Source organism: Micromonospora sp. NPDC050417, assembly GCF_044458865.1.
Classification (GTDB): domain Bacteria; phylum Actinomycetota; class Actinomycetes; order Mycobacteriales; family Micromonosporaceae; genus Micromonospora_G.
This window is the reverse complement of the sequence record NZ_JBITIH010000025.1, coordinates 77356-96928: the sequence shown is the minus strand read 5'-3', so window position 1 is coordinate 96928 and position 19573 is coordinate 77356. Positions and strand designations below refer to the sequence as shown.

Annotated in this window: 18 protein-coding genes; 5 read left to right on the top strand and 13 right to left on the bottom strand. The window is 67.5% G+C overall.

Translation table 11 applies throughout. The features are described from left to right. Positions 1–273 precede the first annotated feature (273 nt). Positions 274–3033, top strand: a complete 2760-nt coding sequence (locus tag ACIBF5_RS27515) for an AAA family ATPase (protein WP_396815781.1) — start codon at positions 274–276, stop codon at positions 3031–3033. 86 nt (positions 3034–3119) lie between these two features. Here the strand turns inward: ACIBF5_RS27515 and ACIBF5_RS27510 are convergent, their stop codons facing one another. The 6 genes from ACIBF5_RS27510 to ACIBF5_RS27485 form a co-directional block, all read right to left on the bottom strand. Further along, on the bottom strand, positions 3120–6119 hold the full coding sequence (locus tag ACIBF5_RS27510; RefSeq protein ID WP_396815780.1) for a family 16 glycoside hydrolase: 3000 nt from the start codon (positions 6117–6119) through the stop codon (positions 3120–3122). A gap of 338 nt (positions 6120–6457) precedes the next feature. Continuing rightward, complete coding sequence (locus tag ACIBF5_RS27505; RefSeq protein WP_396815779.1) at positions 6458–7459, bottom strand: GDSL-type esterase/lipase family protein; 1002 nt, start codon at positions 7457–7459, stop codon at positions 6458–6460. A gap of 179 nt (positions 7460–7638) precedes the next feature. Continuing rightward, positions 7639–7848, bottom strand: a complete 210-nt coding sequence (locus ACIBF5_RS27500; RefSeq protein ID WP_396815778.1) for a hypothetical protein — start codon at positions 7846–7848, stop codon at positions 7639–7641. Between the two features lie 103 nt (positions 7849–7951). Continuing rightward, a complete protein-coding gene (locus ACIBF5_RS27495; protein WP_396815777.1) occupies positions 7952–8251 on the bottom strand; it encodes a hypothetical protein in 300 nt (99 codons plus the stop codon). A 30-nt stretch (positions 8252–8281) separates the two neighbouring features. After that, positions 8282–8842, bottom strand: coding sequence for a TetR/AcrR family transcriptional regulator (locus ACIBF5_RS27490; RefSeq protein WP_396815776.1), 561 nt, complete (start codon positions 8840–8842; stop codon positions 8282–8284). 43 nt (positions 8843–8885) lie between these two features. Next, the gene (locus ACIBF5_RS27485; protein ID WP_396815775.1) at positions 8886–9311 is read right to left on the bottom strand and encodes a BBE domain-containing protein; all 426 of its coding nucleotides are present in this window, start codon (positions 9309–9311) and stop codon (positions 8886–8888) included. Positions 9312–9846: 535 nt separating this feature from the next. Between ACIBF5_RS27485 and ACIBF5_RS27480 the strand changes: the two genes are divergently transcribed. Both ACIBF5_RS27480 and ACIBF5_RS27475 read left to right on the top strand, forming a co-directional pair. Continuing rightward, positions 9847–10566, top strand: a complete 720-nt coding sequence (locus tag ACIBF5_RS27480; protein WP_396815774.1) for a VOC family protein — start codon at positions 9847–9849, stop codon at positions 10564–10566. 305 nt (positions 10567–10871) lie between these two features. Continuing rightward, positions 10872–11498: a hypothetical protein gene (locus ACIBF5_RS27475; protein WP_396815773.1), complete on the top strand. Its 627-nt coding sequence runs from the start codon at positions 10872–10874 to the stop codon at positions 11496–11498. A 113-nt stretch (positions 11499–11611) separates the two neighbouring features. Here the strand turns inward: ACIBF5_RS27475 and ACIBF5_RS27470 are convergent, their stop codons facing one another. Then, positions 11612–12079 (bottom strand): winged helix-turn-helix transcriptional regulator, encoded by a 468-nt coding sequence (locus ACIBF5_RS27470; RefSeq protein ID WP_396815772.1) that lies wholly within the window; start codon positions 12077–12079, stop codon positions 11612–11614. An 81-nt stretch (positions 12080–12160) separates the two neighbouring features. Here ACIBF5_RS27470 and ACIBF5_RS27465 point away from each other — a divergent pair, with 81 nt between their 5' ends. Together ACIBF5_RS27465 and ACIBF5_RS27460 are read left to right on the top strand one after the other, a co-directional pair. Continuing rightward, positions 12161–12835, top strand: a complete 675-nt coding sequence (locus ACIBF5_RS27465) for a DUF899 domain-containing protein (RefSeq protein WP_396815771.1) — start codon at positions 12161–12163, stop codon at positions 12833–12835. Next, complete coding sequence (locus tag ACIBF5_RS27460) at positions 12832–13350, top strand: pyridoxamine 5'-phosphate oxidase family protein (protein WP_396815770.1); 519 nt, start codon at positions 12832–12834, stop codon at positions 13348–13350. Before ACIBF5_RS27465 ends, ACIBF5_RS27460 begins: the two co-directional genes overlap by 4 nt. 142 nt (positions 13351–13492) lie before the next feature. Here ACIBF5_RS27460 and ACIBF5_RS27455 read toward each other — a convergent pair whose 3' ends face one another. From ACIBF5_RS27455 to ACIBF5_RS27430, 6 genes are all read right to left on the bottom strand, one after another. Then, entirely contained in the window at positions 13493–13870 is a 378-nt protein-coding gene (locus ACIBF5_RS27455) for an ArsR/SmtB family transcription factor (protein ID WP_396815769.1), read from the bottom strand. A 164-nt stretch (positions 13871–14034) separates the two neighbouring features. After that, entirely contained in the window at positions 14035–14211 is a 177-nt protein-coding gene (locus tag ACIBF5_RS27450) for a hypothetical protein (RefSeq protein WP_396815768.1), read from the bottom strand. A 178-nt stretch (positions 14212–14389) separates the two neighbouring features. Then, a complete protein-coding gene (locus ACIBF5_RS27445; RefSeq protein WP_396815767.1) occupies positions 14390–16855 on the bottom strand; it encodes an MMPL family transporter in 2466 nt (821 codons plus the stop codon). Then, positions 16783–18021 (bottom strand): nitric oxide synthase oxygenase, encoded by a 1239-nt coding sequence (locus ACIBF5_RS27440; protein ID WP_396815766.1) that lies wholly within the window; start codon positions 18019–18021, stop codon positions 16783–16785. The genes ACIBF5_RS27445 and ACIBF5_RS27440 overlap by 73 nt, the downstream gene beginning before the upstream one ends. Positions 18022–18101: 80 nt before the next feature. Further along, positions 18102–18725 (bottom strand): sterol desaturase family protein, encoded by a 624-nt coding sequence (locus tag ACIBF5_RS27435; RefSeq protein WP_396815765.1) that lies wholly within the window; start codon positions 18723–18725, stop codon positions 18102–18104. Between the two features lie 4 nt (positions 18726–18729). Next, positions 18730–19572: an SDR family oxidoreductase gene (locus ACIBF5_RS27430; RefSeq protein WP_396815764.1), complete on the bottom strand. Its 843-nt coding sequence runs from the start codon at positions 19570–19572 to the stop codon at positions 18730–18732. Position 19573 lies beyond the last annotated feature (1 nt).

The following is a 19573-nucleotide window of genomic DNA, read 5'->3' as shown; positions in this document are numbered from 1 at the left end:
GCAACCGAGCGGCGACATTGCCAGCCGACCGCCCAGCGACGCCGACCGGCTCAGCGCGCTCCTCACACCTTCGTACGTCGCCTTATGTGCAGAAAGTCTGATTCCTGCCGTTCAGGTGCCTTGTGTTGGACCCGTAGCGGCGGTGCGGGGACTAAGGTGTGGACCGGAGGGAGCATCTCCTGGACGAGGTTCGCCAAATCCCGGAGCTAGACCCTGCCGTGACCGAGATGCCACCGACATGGCCGCGGATGACGAAACAAAGCATGACGGGAAATGACGCCAGACATCGTCGGCAGAAATGACGCCCTCGAAATAATCGAAGGATTCTGCGAGCACTCACGCGAATCTGGGCATTCGCTGGTCATTGTCGGCGAACCCGGTCTCGGGAAGACCACTCTCCTCCAACACGCAGCCCAGCTCTGGACGGAAGAGGGCGGCCAAGTCCTGACAGCGACCGCAGTCGAGTTCGAAGCGGACATCAGTTTCGCCGGCCTACAACAGATTCTGAGTCCGCTCGTCGACTCGATCCCCACCCTCGCGGGCGCGCACGCCTCCATCCTGGAAGCCCTGCTCGATCCGAACACATCGGTGACACTGGATCGGTTGGCCGTCACCGAAGCGCTGCGGAACCTGCTTCGTGCCGCAGCTCGCGGATCGCCGGTTCTCGTTCTTGTCGATGACCTCCAGTGGTTGGACCGGTCGAGCGCCGCAGTGCTCACGCTCCTGGCCCGGCGCCTCACCGGAACGCGCGTCGGCTTTCTGGGGTCGATGCGCCCGGCTGCCGAAGGCTTCTTTGAGCGAGCACGGCTGGACGAATACGTGCTCTCCCCTGTTACCGAGCAGGCGGCGACAGAAATACTGACAGCTCGCTATCCCGACCTGACACCGGCGATCCGACGAAGGGTGTTGGCTACGGCGGCCGGAAACCCGCTGGCCCTCGTCGAACTACCGTCGATTCTCGCTGACTCTGGCCACGACAGTCAGGCAGTCGACCTGACCGTCGTCCCACTGAACCGGCGACTCCAGGCGGCGTTCTCATCCCGGATCGACAACCTGCCAGATGCCACGCGACAGTCGCTGCTGTTCGCCGCTCTTGAGGCAACCGGGAGCCTTCGTGTCCTTGAGGTCGGATCGGGCGAGCGGGTGCTGGAGACACTCGAACCCGCGGAACGCGCTCGACTCATCCACATCGCGGACCGTGGCACGCGAGTGGTGTTCGCACATCCACTGACGCGATCGGCCGTTGTCAACGCCTCCACCGCGGCGGAGCGACGCTTTGTCCACGGCCGGCTGGCCGAGGCCGTACCTGACGACCCGGACCGACGGGCCTGGCATCTCGCGCAGAGCAGTGGCGGACCGGACGAACGAGCAGCGTCCTCGCTGGAAGAGGCGGGCTATCGGCTGGTCAGTCGGGGCGACACGGTCGGTGCGGTCGTCGCGCTCACGAACGCCTCGATGCTCAGCCCCGCCACACCGGACCGCGCCCGGCGCTTGGCTGCCGCCGCATACGTGGGTGCTCACCTGGGAGGCGGCATTGCGCTCGCCGGCGACACTCTGCGTGAGGTCCGCCAACTCGATTCCGCGCACGCGGGCTCGCTGGACACGGCGGTTGCCACGTCATTTGTCATTCTCAACGCGGACGGTGACGTCGACACCGCCCACCGCATCCTCGCAGGCGCGCTGGACGCGGTGAGCGAGGAGTCGCATCCCATCTTCCAGATCAGGGCAGCCCTGCTCACCCTGCTGTACGTCTGCTTCTTCGGTGGGCGAAGCCAGCTCTGGCCGGTCTTCGACGCCCTCGTATCGCGCTTGAACAACCCGGCAATCGACGTTGTCGTCCTGATGCGGCACACCCACTCAGATCCGGCGAACACCGGCGACGCCGCGTACCGACAACTCGACCGGCTCGTCGAGAATCTGGATCGGGTCGACGACCCCGGCGAGATCGTCTTGGTCGGGCTCGCCAGCTCCTGGGTGGATCGGCTCCCTGGCTGTCGCGCCGCCCTGCACCGTGCGCTGGAGCTGGGACGCGCTGCGGACGACACGAACGTCATGACGCAGACGTTGGCACTGCTGGCGCTCGACTCGTACTTCATGGGGCAGTGGCAGGACAGCGAGCGGTATCTGGTCGAGTCGCTCTCCTTGACCAACCAGAACGGGCTCCGGCTGTTCCGCTGGGCCACCGAACACTGGATCGCCACACTCGCTGCCGTACGCGGCGATGACGAGACGGCGCGACGAATCACCGACGAGCTGATCTACTGGGCTGTCCCCAGAGGTGTGGTCGTGGTGAGCCATCTCTGCCACTACACCCGTACCCTGGTCGCACTCGGCCGCCAGGACTACGAGGAGGCATATCGGGAGGCAACCTCGATCGGCCCCGCCGGCACCATCCCGCCCTTCCGTCCGGTGGCGATCTGGACTGTGCTCGACATCGTCGAGGCCGCGGTCCGGACCAATCGCCACGCGGAGGCCCGGGCCCATGTCGCGGCGGCTCGTGCCGGGCGGGTGGAGACGATCTCCGGCAGGCTCAACATGCTGGTGACGGCCGCCGAAGCCCTCGTCTCTGCCGAGGAGGACGCGTCGAGTCTGTTCGAGCGGGCTCTCGCGACGCCGGAGGCCGACCGGTGGCCGTTCGACCGAGCCCGCATTGAACTCCTGTACGGCCAACACCTGCGGAGGGGCCGGTCGCGGCGCGTCGCTCGGGAACACCTCGGTCGGGCCCGCGCGGCGTTCGAACGCCTCGGTGCGACAAAATGGACGGAGAGAGCGCACCAGGAACTCAGGGCAGCCGGCCAGCGGACAGCCCCGCAGTCAGGCAACAAGGTCCTGACCGGCCGCGAGTCTCTCATTGCGCAGATGGCCGCGACCGGCATGACCAACAAGGAAATCGGCGAGGAGCTTTTCCTCTCGGCGCGGACCGTCGGAGCGCACCTCTACCGCATTTTTCCCAAACTCGGTATCACCTCGCGGGCTGGCCTGAGAGATGCCCTCACGCTCATGGACAAGGACCGCGCACCGGACGGCCCTTAGCCCCACGGTGAATTCGTCGGGGTCGGGGGTAAGGAAGGGCCCCTTCTTATCGTTTTCTGTTGTAGAAGGGGCCCTTCCTTACACCTTCAGTTCAGCGGTTCGATCCAGATGTTGCGGTAGCGCACCTTGTCGCCGTGGTCCTGCAACCGGATCGCGCCGAACGACGGGCCCTCCGGCCGCCCGGAGCCGGTCGGCCCGTTGACGGCCACGTCGTCGTGCACCACGGTGCCGTTCCACACCACGGTCACCCGGGCGTCCTCGGTCTTGGACCCGTTGGCGGCGAAGCGGGCGGCGCGGAACGTGATGTCGTACGTCTGCCAGGTCTCGGGCGGCAGGGCGGCGTTGCTCCCCGCTGCCTTCTTCTGGTAGATCGCCGCCGCGTCGTCCCAGGCCAGCGGGTTCTTGCCGTACGAGTCCAACACCTGGATCTCGTACCGGTCCTGGAGGAAGACGCCGCTGTTGGCACGGGCCTGCCCGGTCACCTCCGGCGGCATCTTCGGCAGCCAGAACTCCAGGTGCAGCTTGAAGTCCCCGTAGGCGTCCTTGGTCCGCAGGTCGCCGCAGCAGACCTCCATCGCGCCGTCGGCTACCGGCCACTGCGCCGCGCGCCCGTCGGTGTGCCGCCAGTTCGAGGTGTCCGTGCCGTCGAAGAGCACGACCCGGTTGTCGCCCCCGGGTTCGTCAATGGTGATGCGGTCGAGGTTCACGTGACCAGTGTCGCCGGTCTCGTACCGATACGTAATGGTGTTGGTCCCGCTGTGCAGTCGCAGCGCCTCGGTCTGGGTCGACCAGCTCTTCCAGTCGTCGGTGGCGGGCAGGGTGGTCTGTTTGATCTTCTGACCGTTGACCGACACGCTGATCGTCTTCGGTCCGACGAACGGGTTCGGCCCGTTGGAGTAGCGGAGGCCGACGTCGTACCGGCCGCTCTGCTTCACGTCGACGGTGAAGGTGGTGGTGGCGCCGACGGTGCCGTACCCGTCGACGAAACCGAAGCCGGAGTATCCGGCGTGTTCGACGGTCACCCCCGCACCGCCGCTGATCTTCGCCTGCTCCGCCTCGTAGACGTTGGTCGGCCCGGCCGGCGGTTGCTTGCCGGGCAGGGCGTTGAGCGTGTACCACGCCTCGGTGCTCCACAGCGACTCACCGCTGGCCGAGCTGAACGGGCGGGGCGACCGGACGTGCACCACCCGGTCGGGCTTCAGTCCGTCGATCTGGAGGGTCACCCGCCTGCCGTCGTGGGACAGCCTGGCCGACCGTACGGTGAGCGTCTCCTCGGCGAACTTGGGGCCGCCGTAGCGGTCGGTCGGGGCGTACCGCCACTGCTCGACCTGGTAGCGGCTGGCCAACTCGCTCGCTGTCTGGGCCGAGAGGGGTTGGGTGTACTCGAACTCGAACCCGTTGGGCTTGGCCCGCATCGCCAGGATGTCGAAGGCGTCGTTGCCGTTCGGGGTGAGCTTCTGCAGACCGTACGTCAGCTTTCCCGTCTGCCCCCAGTTGCCGCCGGCGCCGAGACCACCGGCGTAGATCGCGCCGTCCGGCCCGAGGCTGATCCGGTTGACGCCGGCCTCCAGTCCCTGGGTGAGGCGGAACACCGCACCCTGGTACTCGCCCTGCACCTGTTCCAGGTACGCCCGCTGGATTCCGCCGTACGTCACGTCACCGAAGAGCATCTGCCCCGCGAACCGCCCCTCGGTGAGGTAGAGCGGCGTACTCGGCGAGTTAGAGATCTCGTTGTGCGGCAACCACAGCACCGGCGCGGTGACCGGTTTGGTGTCGAACCGGCCCTCCGGATTGGTGTAGTGGTTGAAGAAGCGTCCCTGCTTGATCTGCACGAGCTTCGAGGTGGGCAGCCAACCGCCCTGGTTGTCGAGGACGAACATGTCGCCGCCGGGCCCCCAGCCGATGCCGTTGGGGGTACGCAGGCCGCCGGCGATGTACGTGACCTTGCCCGACTTCTTGTGCACCTTGATCGTGCTGCCCCGGTTCGGTGCGGGCTGCGGGTTGGTCGTCGCGCCACCGTAGTCGATCGCGACCGAGAGGTTCAGGTAGAAGTACGGGTCGTCGTAGAGCAGACCGAAGGCGAACTCGTGGAAGTTGCCGCCGAACGGCCAGGTGGCGACGGTTCGGTACTGGTCGGTGACGCCGTCGCCGTCGTGGTCGTTGAGCTCGGTCAGTTCGCGCTTCTGGGAGACGTACAGCTTCCCGTCGACGTACGTGATGCCCATCGGCTCTTTGAGTCCGCTGGCCACCAGTTGGGTCGTCACCCGGCTCGGGTCGGTTGCCCCGGTGACATTGCCGAGCAGGTAGACCTCGCCGAGCGTGTTGTCGGTCCCGCCCCACGTGGTCACCGCCAGGCGCCCGTCCGGCAGCCAGTCCATCGCGGTGACCTGCGGCTCGAACCCTGCCGGCCGCAGGTTGGTCAGGGTGTAGTTCGGGTGAACCTCGGTCAGCGGCAGGCCGTCACCGGGGGTGTCGGCGATGCCCTCGCACTCCTTGCGTCCCGGCGCGGTCACCCTGACCACCCCGGCGTCGGTGCTCAGCACCGCGTTCGGGACGACCGCGAAACCGGTCGCGTCCGGTGGCTGCCAGGCCAGGGTGAGCTGCTCGCCGCCGGTGTTCTCGAAATAGTCGATGCGCAGCGAGTGGTACCCCTCGGTCAGGGTGACGCCGCCGTCCTTCGAGGTGGCGCCGTGCAGGCCGTCGTGGTCGATGACGAGTTGGTCGTCGATGAACAGCCGGGAGCCGTCGTCGCTGGTCAGCCGGAAGGTGTACGCCCCGTCCCGTGGGACGTCGATGTTGCCGATTACCTCGGCGACGAAGTAGTCGCCCAGGCCGAAACCGCCGGAGGAGAGGTCGACGGTGGACACCAGCTTGTCGACGTTCGGCGTCTGCCCGGGTTTCAGGGTGCAGATCTCGCTCGCCGGGGCCTGCACGTCGAAGACGCGCAGGGTCACGCCGGGCTCCTGGGGCGGTAGGTCCGCGCTGGCCCGGGCGGCGGTCGGTGACAAGAAACTGCTGGTGAGCACGGTGGCGACAAGAAGAGCGCCAAGCCTGCTACGACGCTGTCGATACAGCCGTGGATCCATTCGTCCTCCTGACGAGGCATCAGAAGACGGCGGTGGGCACCGAACCACCCCGTCGCGGTCGAGTGGTCGACCCGGATCCAGAGGTCGACCGCGCATTCACATGCATGAAACTTCGACGCGTCGTGACCGAAACACTAAGGACTTCTGCTCCCGCTGTCCATACATCCGCATGTATCAACAGAACTTTCGTCCGAGCCACGGAAAGTCTCGTACCGAGCAAACCCAACTTCCGGTACGGGCGACCAACAGAACTCGGTCATCAAAGGCAGAGCAGCCATTGGCTGCCCAACCATCCCGAACCACCAGATAGGGTCGGCTATAACGACGCTGCCGGTAGCTCAGGGCTCAAGGTCGCCTACGTTGACGGAGCCGGCCATGGCCTCGGCACCCTTGTCGTTCAGGTGCATGCCGTCGCCAGCGTCCAGCACGGGGTGGATGTAGTCGAGGGCATGAGGGTTCCCGACGCTTCGGGCCACATCAAAAACAGAGTCGAAGGCGTCGGTCGTACGGATCCAGTCGTTCACCTCGCGCCGGATGATAAGGCCCTCCGGTGTCCTGATTCCAGGACCGGCGCCCGCGAAGGGACCGATGGTGGCGGCGAGGATCTTCAGGCCGGCCCGGTGAGCGCGGTCAGCCAGAGCGGTGAAGCCTTCGACGAGGGCGTCGGCGGGCGCGGGAGGTTTGCCCAGCATCCCGGGAAGACCGAGGTCGTTGATGCCGAAATGCACCAGCACGTGGGTCAGGGCGGGTATCGAGAGAACATCGCGGTCGAAGCGCGCCAGCGCGTGTTCGCCGACCCCGTCGCGTAGGAGGCGGTTCCCGGCGATGCCTTGGTTGACGACCCATCCTCGCGTGAGGCGCCGGTTGAGGAAGTCGACAGAACGATGGTTCGCGCTGGTCGTGGTGCCGACTCCTTCGAACCAGGAATCACCGAAGGCCACGGCGATCGGGGTGTCTGCTGGGGCGAGCACGTCGACACCAGAGATGTAGAACCTGCCCTCCACCTGATCGGACCATGGGAATGCCGGAGACATGACGTGGTTCCCGTCAGCTATTCGAGCAACTTCCGCCGGCCTGTGGGAGTAGGTGGCCAGCCCGGTCTTCCTCGGGAGATAGAGGTCGACGACCAGGTCCGTACCGGCGGCAACGGGAAGATCGACCGGGTCGGCGACGACTTCTTCGCCTGCGGAGATGGTGCACTGCTCGGCGCCGTCGAAGGTGAGGGCAGCCCGCCGGTGACCGACGGCGACCCCCGCTGCGGCGATTGCCAACGACGTACGGCCGTAACGGTTCGTGAATCGCACCCGGAAAGCTTCTCCGCCGCCGGCCAGGTGCAGCACCTGACGTACGGTCTGGCCGGCGAATCCACGGGGTTCGCTGAGCTGGAGCTGCTCGTAGGGACTGATCACCGCGGTACGGAAACCGGCTGTCCAGATCATGGTTGTTCCCTTGGTCCATGCCGCTTCTGCGGCGGTACGTATCGGGCGTGGTGTCGAGCCGGCTCACCGCCTCTGACGTGCTAGGCGCTGCCGATGTCCAGGACGATCCGGCCCCCGCCCGAACTGCGCTCGGCCAGCTCGTGTGCCTGTGCGATCCGGGACGGACCGACGCCCGGTCCGACGTCGTCGATCATCCCGACGCCGTCACCGTGCGGGACGACCCGGGAGAATGACACGGCGGACCCCCACCAGCCCTGCCGCTTGCCCAGTCGCCGACGTGGATCCCGCAAACCGACACCCGGACCTCGCCCTCGCCCGGCGACGGATCCGGCAGGTCACCCACATGGAGCACCTCGCGCGCCGGGCCCTGCCGGTCGTACCACGCCGCACGCATCACGCACCCACCGGTTCGGTCGTGGTGCCCTCCTCGACGCTGACCACCTCGTCGATCAGCGAGAAGAACGCCTGGATGCCGGGCCGGTCGCCGCCCCGGCTCCGGGACGTGGCGAAGTCCTCGGGCGAGCGCCAATAGACGATGTCCAGCCATTCCCCGGCGGTCAACCGAATCAGTCGCGCGCCGAGGAAGCCGACGCGGTCGGTCTGGAAGTCATGCAGCATCGCCGGCCGCGCGGCCAGCAGAGCGCCGGCGCGTGCCGAGGAGACGCGGAAACGGGTGATCTCGACGGTGATCATCGGTTCTCGATCCGTTCGGGTAGTGGACATTCAGCCGTTGACGCCCAGCATCAGCCTGAGCTGGGTGAGCAGGACGTCGCGGAACTCCGTGGGCGACGGCGTGGGATGGTGCTGGACGCGAGAGATGATCAGCCCCGCCAGGGCCGAGAGCAGCAGATCCGTTACGTCCTCGGCGTCGTGGGTTAGCTTGAACTCGCCCCGCTCGGCGCCTTCCCGCACGGCGGCCACAAAAGGCGCCCGGTAGCGCGTCCGCACTTCCGCGCTGTACTCGCGGAGGTCGTCGTCCCGCATGGCGGACCGCCAGAATTCGACGAGGATCTGCCTGGTGCTCTCCGAGTTGTGCAGACTCCGGTCCACCAGCGCGACCAGCCGTCGCCACGGATCGACTTCGGCGGCAGCCGCCGCCTGGAGGGCATCCACCTCCCGGTCGGTGAAAACCTCCATGGCCTCGATGACCATGTCCGCACGCGAACCGAAGTAGGTCTGCAGGGTGCTGATCGCGACGCCACCGGCCGCCGACACGTCCGTGAACCGGGTGTTCTCGTATCCGCGAGCGGCGAGCACACCTGCCACGGCTTCGAGAACGACCATCCGCTTCGCCCCGCCCGCACGCCTCTTTCGAATCGGCACGGCGTTATGCCCGAGGTGGAATGTTGTAGTTCCAACGGAACATGTTTCGCGGGTCCCGCTCGGTCTTCGCCGTGCGAAGCCGTTCATAGGTCGCCTCGTCATACGCCAGCCGCACGCTCTCGACGGCGGCGTCTGCCGGTGACAGATAACCGGGGTGCTTCCGGCCGTCGAGCCGGGTGAGCCGGCTGGTCTGCCCCCAGGTGACGCCCGCTTCGCCCCGGGCGGTCTGCTCGCTGTCCATACCCTCTCGCGCGAAGCGAATGGCGAGTCGTACGTCCGCCACGTCGGTGCCCCCGACGATGACGTACGGGTTGTGGGCGACGGTGGTGTTGAACACTGCCGCCTCACCGGCGAAACCGTCGTCACCCGGGAAGAGGACGGGCCCTCGTACCGAGGCAAGCCTCGGTGGGATGCGTGCAGGGTGAGACATGTCAAGCCTTCCTTTGCCTCGTTACGGCGCTGGACGGGGCCCAGTTCCTCGTCAACCGCAGGTGGACGTCGCCACCGGACCTGTCGGCGCCACGGGTACGTGAACCGCGCGGGTTCGTCGTCGACCGCGCCAGCCTGCCCGAGTTCCACACCGGGCCGCCGGTACGGAAATACGGTATCGCCGTACCGGAAAAATTAGGTAGTCTCCGGCCTCGGTTGTGATGTGAAGCACCCCACTTTGCCCGGATTCGCCCAGCCGAACAAGAGAAACCATCGGTGTCGGCACCGGACTGTTCCTATCCCCGGCGATCCCCATCTGCCTGTCGCCGAAGAAAAAATCCGCCGGTTCCCTTCGCCCGCAGGTCTCCGGTCGCGCGTGCGTTGTCGACGGCGAATGAGGGTGACGCTGCGGAAGCCTGCGCGCCCCTGGCCGGGCTGCACGCCGACTGCGGTCGCATCGGCTGATCGGATGGGACCAGGCGATGATCGGCTATTTCCATGTGCGACGGACCACCCACTACGCCTAGGAAAGAGCCATGACCAACGAGGTGACCGTTCCCCTGCTGCCCTGCGCGTCGATTGACGACATCGAAACCTTCTACGGGGTTCTCGGCTTCAGCACCACGTACAAGCAGCGCAAACCCAACCCCAGCGTGGCACTGCAACGTGAAGACCTGCACCTGCACTTCTTCGAGATTGCCGGGTTCAACCCAGAGCAGTCGTACGGCTCCTGTCTCGTGCTCACCTCGGACATCGCGGAGCTGCACCGGGCTTTCGCCACCGGCATGCGGGCCGCATACGGCAAAGTCCTGGTGTCCGGAATGCCGCGGATGACCCGGCCCAGGGCTCGAAAGAACTCCGACGGGCTGGGCGGATTCAGCATCATCGACCCGGGCGGCAACTGGATCCGCGTCTTCCAGAACGCCGCCACGATGCCCACGCCAGCACCCGCACCCGCCGGACGACTCGCCAAAGTGCTGGCGAACGCCGTCGTGCTAGCCGACTCCAAGGGTGACGTCGGCCAGGCAGTTCGCATTCTCGACAGCGCGTTGGCTCGCCCACAGGCCGACGACGACCCCGTCACACACGTAGAGGTTCTGGTGTACCGCGCGGAACTGGCGTTGGCGCTCCATGACCGGGAAACCGCAACGGAGATGCTGGCCCGCGTCGAGCACATCGCGCTGAACGCGGACGAGACCGGAAGGGCGGCACCGACCTTCGAGATCGCTGCCGACCTCGCAGCGGCGCTGCGATGAGTTCGAGATGCAGTGGAGGTGTAGGCGACGCTTTCTCAGCGGCTAGAAGCGCGCGTCGACGTTCGGTCCAGCATTGCGATCGGCGTCTGCGCAGGGTGACGTAGCGGCCCTCGGTGTCAATCTGGCCGCTGACTCCCGATGGTCAACACGTGGCGCTCGTCCTGACGAACATCCGGGGGGACCGGGAGCGCGAGGTGGCGCCGAAGTGGCGAACGTCTGGCTCCGGTTCTCGCGGACAAAATCACGCTCCCCTCTTCCCCCGGTACGGTGCTGCCATGTCTCGATCAGTCGAAACTGGACCAGTCTTGTCTCCCGTCACCGCGGACGACGTCGACCTTGCCGTACGGCTCGCCGTGGGCATCCTTCGGGACGCGCCCCCGGAGGGGTGGGGCGGTAAGGCCGGTTCGCTGGAGTGGGACTGCTGGGAGACCGCCGAGCACCTCGCCAACGACCTGTTCTACTACGCCGTGCAGCTCGGGCCGCAGAGCCCGCCGCTGGACACCCATGTGCCCATCGCGTTGAACCAGAAGAGGCCGGCCGGCCCCACCGTCTTCCTCTACGCGGACCGTGACGCGGGTCCGGCCGGCCTGGTGCAGGTGCTGGAGGCGTGCGGCGCGCTGCTCGTCGCCATGGTGCGTACCACGCCGCCCCGGGTCCGCGCCCACCACGCCGCCGGGGTGTCGGACCCCGAAGGCTTCGCGGCGCTGGGGCTGCAAGAGACGCTGGTACACATGCACGATCTGGCGGAAGGCTTCGGGCTTGCCTGGACCCCGCCCTCCGCTCTCTGCTCGCGCGTGCTCGCCCGCCTGTTTCCAGAGGCTCCGGGCGGCGCGGATCCCTGGCTCACCCTGTTGTGGGCCACCGGCCGCGCCGAACTGCCGGGGCACCCTCGTCTCACCACATGGCGCTCGGACAGCACACCGCGGTCATAGGAGGAAATCGGCTTCAGCCGCGGCCAGGCCGATGATCGTGCCCTTACCGCACCGAGAGCGCACCGGGCCACCCGTCCCGACCGGCAACCCGGCGAACCTGAGCGGTCACGGGACTAGCGCGGGGTGGGTCCGGCCGCGCCTGGGCCGTCCTCGACGTCGACTTCGGCGGCACGCAGCGGCGCACCACAGTGGGAACAGCGCAGTTCGGCGTGGACGTGGTGGTTGCAGGTGTGGTGGCGGATCAGCACCGGCGGGCCGGCATCGCCGGCTGTCCAGCGGTCGCCCCAGGCGGTGACGGCGAGCAGGATGTCGCAGAGTTCGTAGCCCTTGTCGGTGAGCGTGTACTCGTGCCGCGGCGGGTGGTGGGCGTACTGGCGGCGTTCGAGCACGCCGTGGGTGACGAGCCAGCGCAGACGCTCGGCGAGTACCTTGCGCGAAATGCCGAGGTCGCGCTGGATGTCCGAGAACCGGGTGATGCCCACCCAGACGTCACGCAGGATCAGCGGCGACCACGGCTCGCCGACGATATCCAGGGTGCGGGCGATCGAGCAGGTCATGTCGGCGAACGAGGTTCTCTGCATGGTCACGGTCCTGTCGGTTGCTTCAGGGAACCAACCAACTGTATCGTCAGTCTTCTTAAGGAACCGACGAGAGGAATGGTCGTGACCCTTCCACCGATCGTGACCGCCGAAGAGTGGCAGGTGGCCCGGGACCGCCTCCTAGCCAAGGAGAAGGTCGCCACGCGAGCCCTGGACGCGCTGGCCGCCGAGCGTCGCCGGCTGCCGATGGTTCGTTTCCGCACCGATACCACGTTCACCGGGCCGGGCGGCTCGGTGCGGCTGCCCGACCTGTTCGAAGGGCAGCGCCAGCTCGTCGTCTACCAGATGATGGATCGAGGCCCGGACGAGTACTGCTCCGGCTGTGCCGCCGTCGTCGACAACGTCGGCCACCAGGCCCACCTGCGGGCCCGCGACACCACATTCGCCGTCGTCTCCGACATGCCGTACGCGCAGCTACAGCAGTACTGGCAGCGGATGGGCTGGACCGTGCCGGTGTACTCGTCCCGGGGCGGCGACTTCAGCCTGGAGTGCGGTGCCGGCAGTGGGTTCGGGCTCAGTGTCTTTCTCCGCGACGGCACCCAGGTCTATCGCACGTACTTCACTACCGCCCGCGGCGTCGACCGGCTCCGCCTGGACCTCAACCTGCTCGACCTCACGCCGTTCGGGCGCCAGGAGACCTGGGAGGACTCGCCGGAGGGCTGGCCACAGACCGAGCCCTACGCATGGTGGCGGTTGCACGACGAGTACGAGCGGCGACCTCGAAAGGGTCGGCCGTGACGGCCCGGATCGAGCCGGTCGCCGAGCTGCTGTTCGCCCCCGAAGACGCGGTACCGATGAGCACCGACTCCAGCACGATCGTGCCGTGGACCGAGGCGGTCGAGCGATTGGCCGCTGCCGGCAAGGTGTGGCTCGCGACCAGCCGGGCCAGCGGCCAACCACACGTCCAACCGGTGCTCGCGGTCTGGCTCGACGTGGCGTTGTACGTCAGCACCCGACCTGGCTCGGTCAAGGGGCGCAACCTGGCCCGGGACGGACGATGTGCCGTCACGGTGAGCACCGAGCAGCTCGACCTAGTCGTCGAGGGCGTCGCACGGCCCACCAGAGCCGACCGCATGCCCGCCGTCGTGGCTGCCTTCGAGGCCGCGTACCAGTGGCGCTTCACCCTGAGCGACGGCAAGGTGCTCGACAGCAGCCTGCCCGGCTCACCCGAGTACGTGTTCTACGAGATCAGCCCGACCACCGCGTTCGGATACGGTCTGGACGGCCTGACCGCGACACGCTGGCGATTCTGAGCGAACAACCCCGCTCTGCCACCGATCCGGACCGGCGACGGCGATGATGCCCTCGACAAGGTGGTAACCAAGGGTGAACCGAACGTAGCGCACGGCCCTCGGTCGGAGGGGCGAGTAACGTCGGGCGACACGGTGGCACCCGTCAGCAGTTCCCCCCGCAGCCGGTGCTCGACGCGCCGTAGGTCGGGCACAGCGCGACCTTGTGGCCCGTGGCGACAAGGAGTCCCTCGGCGGCGGTGAGAAGTGCGAGTAGTTCCGGGCGGGTCAGTGCGTAGAACATCTGCCGACCCTCCGGTCGGCCGACGATCAGGCCGCAGTCACGCAGACAAGCCAGATGCGCCGACACCGTGGACTGCGCCATCCCCAGTTCTCCGGTCAGGTCGACCACTCGGGCTTCGCCGCCGGTGAGCCGGCGCAGGATCGCCAGCCGAGTGGGGTCGGCCAGCCCACGAAACAGCGCCACCGCGGGAGTCAGGTCTTCGCCGGACAGGGCAGGCACCGGACCATCACTCATCGCCATGGGGCGATGATAGCGTCATGATTCAATCATCGCCAATCGCCGGCATTAGCGAGAACGGCCGCTGGGTTGGCGGAGGCAACGATCTTGTATTGACGGTCAGCCCGACACGTCACCCGTCGACGACGGGGCGGTCGAGGGCGCCAAGCCGCGGACGAGGTGAGCCATCATGTCCCACCTCGTCCGCGCTCAGGTTTCTGGTAGTGGTTGCCGTAGTTGGCGTACAGGTCCACGGCGAAGCCGGTGGTGACGAGCAGGTCGAGTTGTTCGGCGCCGGTCAGGCAGAAGGATGGGCAGCCAACGGGGCGGTAGCCGATGAGGCCACATTCGCGCAGGCAGGCCAACTGGCCGGAAAGGGTTGACTGGACGAGGGCGAGTGCGGTGCAGATGTCGAGGGCGCGGCCTGCCCCTGGGTCAGGTGCTGGACGATGGCGGGACGGGTGGGGTCGGGAAGGTCGCGGATCAGCACCACGGCGGGCCGTAGGGCGCTGGTGTCCCCTGCACCAGGCGCGACCCGAATCGTCATCGCTCGATGTTGGCGCGACGAGCCGTTGTGGACAGGTGCGATCCGGCCACCGCTCCTGCGAACATGGGCTCGGGACGGTCGCTGTGGTGGATACCAAGCGTGCGGTGCAGGGCGCGGATGGGACGAGGTGCCCACCAGTTGGCCCGGCCCGCGAGCCGCATGAACGCGGGGACGAGGGCGGCTCGGACGATGGTGGCGTCGACGACGATAGCGAGGGCGAGGCCGACGCCAAGGAGTTTGATGATGGAGATCTCGCCTGCGGCGAGGCCGACGAAGACAACGGCGATAAGCGCGGCAGCCGCGGTGATGATGGGGCCGGTGCGTTGCAGGCCGGTGGCGACGGCGTCGGCGTTGTCGTGGGAGGTGTCGTACTCCTCCTTGATGCGGGAGAGCATGAAGACCTGGTAGTCCATGGACAGTCCGAAAGCGAGGAAGAACAGCAGTACCGGGATGGAGATCTCGATGGTGCCGGTGCTGGTGAAATCGAGCAGATCGGCGAGGTGGCCGTCCTGGAAACCCCAGACCATCGCACCGAAGGCCGCGGTGAGGCTGAGGACGTTGAGCACCAGGCTGATCAACGGCAGGAGGAGGCTACCGAAGACGATCATCAGGACGAGGAAGCTGACCGCGGCGATGAGTCCGCCGGCGAGGGGCAACCGGTCGGCGATGAGTGCCTTCCCATCAACGAGTTCGACCGACGGGCCGGCGAGCTTGACGGGGAACGGGGCGGTGGTGTCGCGGACGCGCGTGACGACTGCTTCGCCTTCAGGTGAGACGGGTTCGACGTTGGGGACGATCTGCAGCCAGGTCGCGTTGCCGGTGGCGAACCGGGCCGAGGCGGCTCCGGGCGGGGCGACCTGCTGGCCCTGTGCGTAGCTCCCGGTGAGGGCATCGACGCGGGCGACGCCGTCGAGACGGGAAAGGGCGGTGGCGTAGTCGCCGATGGCGGCGGTCTGGGTGGCGGGGTCGGCAATGTTGGTGGCGACGGCGGCGACGGCCTCGGTGTCGCGGGTGTCGAAGTCGCTCCGGAGCTGGTCGGAGACCTGCCGTGCGGTGGAAGTAAGGGGTAGGGCGCGATCGTCGACATCGCCGAAGCGGATGTTGAGGAAGGGCGCGCCGAGGAGAAGCAGGATCGCCACCGCGGCGGCGGCCACGATCAGGGGACGACGCATGACGGCGTGGGCGATGCGGTGCCAGCCGGCTCCGCCACCGCGGTTGGTACGACGGCGCAGGGCGAGTGCGTTGACACGGTGGCCCAGGACGGCCAGCAGAGCGGGAAGGACGACGACAGCGGCGATGGTGGCGCAGGCGACGACGGCGATGCCGGAGTAGGCGATGGATCGCAGGAACATCTGTGGGAAGACCAGTAGCACCGCGAGGGAACCGGCGACAGCGAGCGCGCTGACGAGTACGGTCCGGCCGGCGGTGTTGACGGCGCGGCTGATGGCCTGAGGTGTATCGAGGCCGTTGGCGAGTTCTTCCCGATATCGGGAGACGATGAACAGGCTGTAGTCGATAGCGAGGCCGAGGCCGAGCGCCGTGGTGAGGTTGAGGGCGAACACGGACACGTCGGTGATGCCGGCGAGTCCGTAGAGGATGAGCAGGGCGCCGAGGACGGTGAATATCCCGACGGCGACGGGAAGCAGTCCGGCGATGAGCCCGCCGAAGACCACGATCAGCAGGATCAGGGTGACGGGTAGGGCGATGACCTCGGCACGGATGAGGTCTTCCTCGCTCTGTTCGCTGATCTGTCGGAACACCTCTGCGCTGCCGCCCACCGAGACGCGCAGTGCGCCGTCCGTCTCGGTGAAGGCGGCGGAGAGGTCGCCCGCGCGGGCCTCGACGGCCTTCTCGTCGCCGGTGATGCGGCCGACGACGATGGCCTTGGTCCCGTCCTTCGACTTGAGCGATGGCAAGCCGGTGGTCCAGTAGGAGGCCACCTCGACGACACCGGACTCGGTGGCCAGCCTGTCGGTCAGGACTTGGCCGGCCTGGGCGGCTGCCGGACTGTCCACGCCGGCCGTTCCAGCGTCGGCCAGGAGGATCAGGTTAGGCTCACCGGCCTTGAAATCGACCTCAAGGGTGTGTTCCGCGGCTGCGACCTCGTCACCGGCATCGCCGAATCCCCCACCAGCGAGCCGGTCGGTGACGCTTCCAGCGGTCAGACCGGCGGCGACGAGGACAGCGAGGGCCGCGACGAGCACGATCGCTCGGGCGCGCACGGTGATGTGGCCTAGCCAATTCAGCATGGGTCGTCCTTCTGCGCGGATATCCAGGGTGCGAGCGCCATCGATCATCGCACACAGCCGATGAAATCGGGTTGACCAGATGATTGATTTTGTGATCGTAGCAAAACTTTGCGTGACGGCGACGAGGGGTAGCGACAAGCTCAGGTTGCCGCGGCGACCTGAGCGTGATGGGGGGTTGTCCCGGGGATCCTGGTCGCTCCGGTGACGGGGCAAGTCTCGGCTGCCGCGGGTTCCGCAGCACCGCCGAGGGCGAGCGCGCGTGCCTCGGTGTCCAGATAGAAGTTGGGACGCAGGTCGGCTTCCTGGTAGTAGCGGTGGAAGACAGGGGTGGCGCTGCCTGACAGGGGTGGGACGATCCAGGTCCAGTCGGCGGGAACTGGACGACCAGCACGGGTTTCCCGCTCGACGTGCGTGCAGAAACGGTGGGCCTCGGTGTGGTGGTCGCTGACGCGCGCCCCGGCGGCGGCGAACGAGTGCAGCACGGCGATGTTGAGTTCGACGAGGGCCCGGTCGCGCCAGAGTGTGGCGTCGTTGCTGGTGTCGAGGCCAAGGTGCTCGGCGACGACGGGGAGCAGGTTGTAGCGGTCGGTGTCGGCGAGGTTGCGGGCGCCGATCTCAGCGCCCATGTACCAGCCGTTGAACGGGGCGCAGGGGTAGTGGACGCCGCCGATGGTCAGGCGCATGTTCGAGATGGCGGGCACGACGTGCCATCGCAGGTCGAGGTCGGCAAACCAGGGGTGTTCGGGATGAGCCAGGGGAACCTCGGTAACGGCGTCCTCGGGCAGGTCGAACAGGCGAGGGCCTTCGGTGGGGGTGTCGATGACCAGGGGAAGGATGTCGAAGGCCGTGCCCTTGCCGATCCAGCCCATGGCGCTGACGGAGGCGGTGAACTGGGTGTACCGGGGGTCGCCGACGATACTCCCGTCGGGACGGTGGTGCCCGGCGTAGCGGATCAGTTGCTCGTTCCAGACACGGGCGAACCGGTGTCCAGGCCGGGCGGGTGGGAAGATCGTGATGGTCGGGCGGACGTTGCCGTTGTTGGTGGCGGTACGCAGGTGCTCGACCAGGTGGGTGTAGATACCGTCGGCTTGGTCGACGTCGCGGCGGTCGACCACGCGCAGGCTGCGCCAGTAGAGCCGCCCGATGCAGCGGGACGAGTTACGCCACGCCACCCGGGCGCCGAAAGTCAGCTCGGCGGGTGTGTGGGTGTAGGTGCCGGTGGCGGCGATCTCGGCGCGGACCGCCGCCAGTCTCCTGTGCGGATCCCCGGTCTCGGGGTTCTCGTCGTGGAACAGCCGCAGGAACGCTTCGGCCTCGTCGGGGTCGGTCGGGGCGCTCGGGTCCCACCGGGGGGTGGGGATGTCCCGGTAACCGGGCACTCCCCCACCCCCCGACGCCGCGACCGGGGTGCCGTGGGGGCTGTGATGGCCGGCACCGTCGGCATGCGGATGGGTGAATGTCACTGGACCGCCCGCCGGGTACGGATGATGGACGTGCCGAACGCCTTGTCCCAGTACGGTGCGGAGACCCCGAAGCCGCGGCTGTCGTCACGGAAGTGGTGACGCATGTGCAACTCGTGCAGCCACTTCAAGGGACCGGCCTTGGGGTGGGAGTGGTGCAGGTAGAGGTGGATGAAGTCGTACACGAGGTACCCGAAGACGAACCCGGCCGCGTACATGCTCGGCAGGCGCAGGACCACCATCGACAGCAACAGCGCGGTGGCGACGATCGGGATGGACAGCAACGGACTCATGATCGACCGGCGGGGATCCTGCGGGTACTCGTGGTGCAGGCCGTGGACGATGTGGTGGAACCAGGCCCCCCAGCCCTCCTCCGGTTCGAAGTGCAGCACCAGGCGGTGGCCCCAGTACTCCACGAGGGTCCAGGTGAGATAGCCGCCAACGGCCCACGCCGTCAGAGCCAGCGGGCCGGCCTGGTCGAGGGACGCCACCGCGGTGATGACGATGACCGGTGTGTAGAGGGCCAGGGCAACGAGAGGGTGGACGTGGACGATGTGGTCGACGAGGGCGGACGGGAAGACGGCCGGGCCGCGGCCGCGCAGAATCGCTCCTCGGTTTGGCATGGGACTACACCTCCTGGGTGAGAGTCGTCGCCCGAGCCCGCTCCTCGTACCGGATCCGGGCAGCCGTGTCCGTGGTCTTGAGCAACTGGTCGGCCTTCAGCAGCCGGCCGGCACCGTCGCGCCAGCTCTGCGGCAGCAGGCCGAGGGCACGGGTGACCGGATTGGTCCAACCGGGCACGTACACGTGGTAGCGGGGGCGACGTGCGGTGCGTACGACAGCGTCGGCGATGTCGGTGGGCTTGAGGTAGGGCACGAAGCGTCCCTTGCCGACGCCGGAGGTCAGCTCGGTGCGGGCGGGGATGGGCAGGACGATGGACAGGTCGACCTTGGCTCCGCGTAGCTCCCCCCGGACAGCCTCGGAGAGGCCGACCACGCCGTGCTTCGCGGCGGAGTAGGTGGCGCAGCCGGGCAGGCCCACCACGCCGACGGCGGAGACCATGTTGATGATGTGGCCGCGCCCGCGGGCGCGCATGCGCGGCGCGACGACCTTCATGCCGTTGAGGGTTCCGAGCAGGTTGACGTTGAGCTGCTGCGCGCTGGCCTCGTCGCTCTCCTGCTCGAAACGTCCCACGAGCATGACGCCGGCATTGTTGACGAAGACGTCGATCGGGCCGAGGTCCTCCTCCACCTGACGGCAGAACTTCTCCACGCTGCCGGAATCGGTGACATCGAGGGGGAAGGCGAGCGCGCCGATCTCCCGGGCGGCGGTGGTGGCACGGTCGAGGTTGCGGGCGCCGATGGCGACCTGGGCACCGGCGGCGATGAACGCCTCGGCAGTTGCGCGGCCGATGCCGAGACTGCCGCCGGTGATCGCGACGACCTTGCCGGACAGTGTTCGTTTGGCCATG